The organism is Thioclava sp. UBA3469, from assembly GCF_002378135.1.
Classification (GTDB): domain Bacteria; phylum Pseudomonadota; class Alphaproteobacteria; order Rhodobacterales; family Rhodobacteraceae; genus Thioclava; species Thioclava sediminum.
Window position 1 is genome coordinate 1,537 of sequence record NZ_DFRG01000001.1, and the last position, 1,952, is coordinate 3,488.

Below are 1,952 nucleotides of genomic sequence, written 5' to 3' on the forward strand. Positions count from 1 at the left end.
TTGAAGTCGTGCCGCAGCCGCGCCATGAGTTGATAGGTATGCAGCAATCGCAACGTCCGCAGAATCCGCAGGAAGCCCAGTCCCTCCCCTGCGATCGGCGCGAGGAATGATCCGATCGCGATGATGTCGGCCCATGTCGCCGCGCGGGTCCAAAAGCGGACCTTCTCGCCTGAGATCGCGTAGCGGGCGAGGAAATCCGCCACGATCACGACGCCGATCACCGCATCGATGATTTCGATCGTGACCGTGTGGGGGAAGAAGGAGGTCACGATGACGAAGAGGATCGTGGCAAGATCGAAGGCCAGAAGCGCGTAGCGAAACGCATGGGCGCGGCGGGAATCTTCCTCGTAGTAATGGTGCAGCGTCTTGAGCATCGTCTCTCCCATCGTCATCGCTCAGGGATACAGGCTTTGAACGCCCTGTCAAAGCGCATGAAAAAGGCGGCCCCGGAGGACCGCCCTTTTCGTTGAGTCAGCTCATGTCAGCTCATTGCGCACTGGGCGCGAACAGCATCATCGCGGGTTGCGACGAGGCGCCTTGGGTCACGATGTAATTGGCGTCGCCGTAACGTCCGCGCTGCACGTCATGCTGGATGCGCTGGAGCTGGGCCACGGTGTAATCATCGGGGTTGAGCCCGATCTGCTCGGCCATCTGGGTCTTGCCCGGTGTGGTCTCGCCAAGGCCGGGACCGCCCAACTGCCGGTCCGCGTGGCTGCGGTAATAGGCGAGCTTGGCGACATCTCCTTTACGCGCCGCGTGCAACATCTTCTGCAACTCACCCACCGAATATTGCGTGGGATCGACATTGTTCAGACCGGCGAAGGTTTGCAGCTGCGCCGCGATCTGGGTCTTGCCCTGATTGGTCGCATTGACGACCATCGACGACGCTTGGGGTTGCGGCGTCATCGAAGGAGCGATGACACCCAGATCCGTACCATTGTCGGCCCCGACTTGGGTCGTGGCGGCCGAGGCGATCCCGGCGGAGCCAGCGGTCAGTGCGAGGGCTGCGATAGCGGTGGTCAGAAGATTGCGGGTCATGATGAAATCCTTTCATCAGCAGGTTGATTTCCAGCGGCACCCTGTGGCGCCGATGACCCCGACATATGAGCCCAATCATCGCACAAAAGGCCGTTTTGGCCCCACCCCGTGTTCACTCAAACACATATACACAGGGAACTCTCGGCTGGTCCGGATTCCGTGAAGTGACTGGAATACAAAAGGAAATCTATTTTCTCGAAAGAAATGGGTACGATAGCCCGGACATAGAAACGGCCCCCAGAGGGGGCCGTTTTCGGTCAGAAGACTGCGTCGATCTTACGCGTCACGGCCCATCACGGGCTGCGGCGCCACGTCAACCGGCTGACGGTTGGTGTGGTTGATGACGAATTTTGCCTCTTCGCGGTTACCGTTACGCAGAGCGTTCTGGATGCGGAACAGTTCAGCGGTGGTGTATTCAGCCGGGTTCAGACCGAGTTGGGCTGCGATCTGCGCTTTGCCGGGGGTCACTTCACCAACAGCCGAGCCTTTGCTGGCCGAGGAGCTTTGCGACATCGACGGTGCGATGGAGCCGTAGCCGTCACCGCCGGCAGCGGCCAGCGAGGTGCTCAGGGCGAGGGCGAGGACCGAAGTCGTGATCAGCGTTTTCATTGTTACTCTCCTATACGAATACGCGTGTTGTGCTTCTCACCGAGAGCGAAGCGACAGGGGGAAGCGTCTGTGCCCTCGGCGATGAGTGGGATTTAGGACCGTTCGCATTCGCAGAAAACCATCCTTTTCACACACAGTTCTGCGCATTTGCGCACGTTGAAAAATGACAGTTAAACGACAGAAGCGGCAGGCTCGCCCGTAGGCCCCCGCCACGCCCCCTTTCCCTATGCCGGCTTTCCGCATAGAAGGCGCCCAAACCCCTTATTCCAAACGAGGTCGACCATGGCGTCCTATCAATATGTCTA

Annotated in this window: 3 protein-coding genes; all 3 read right to left on the minus strand. The window is 59.4% G+C overall.

Annotation, left to right across the window (positions count from 1 at the left end; genetic code table 11):
• On the minus strand, positions 1 to 374 hold a 374-nt coding region (locus B3D39_RS00020; protein ID WP_349678076.1), incomplete at its 3' end, for an ion transporter.
• A gap of 112 nt (positions 375 to 486) precedes the next feature.
• On the minus strand, positions 487 to 1,038 hold the full coding sequence (locus B3D39_RS00025; RefSeq protein WP_274963362.1) for a hypothetical protein: 552 nt from the start codon (positions 1,036 to 1,038) through the stop codon (positions 487 to 489).
• Between the two features lie 276 nt (positions 1,039 to 1,314).
• Positions 1,315 to 1,647 carry a hypothetical protein gene (locus B3D39_RS00030; protein WP_078569869.1) on the minus strand — a complete coding sequence of 111 codons (333 nt, stop codon included), beginning with the start codon at positions 1,645 to 1,647 and terminating at the stop codon, positions 1,315 to 1,317.
• Positions 1,648 to 1,952 lie beyond the last annotated feature (305 nt).

Excerpts from the sequence above, each read along its gene's own strand:
- B3D39_RS00025 (WP_274963362.1), bottom strand. The coding sequence starts at position 1,038 with ATGACCCGCAATCTTCTGACCACCGCTATCGCAGCCCTCGCACTGACC.
- B3D39_RS00030 (WP_078569869.1), bottom strand. The coding sequence starts at position 1,647 with ATGAAAACGCTGATCACGACTTCGGTCCTCGCCCTCGCCCTGAGCACC.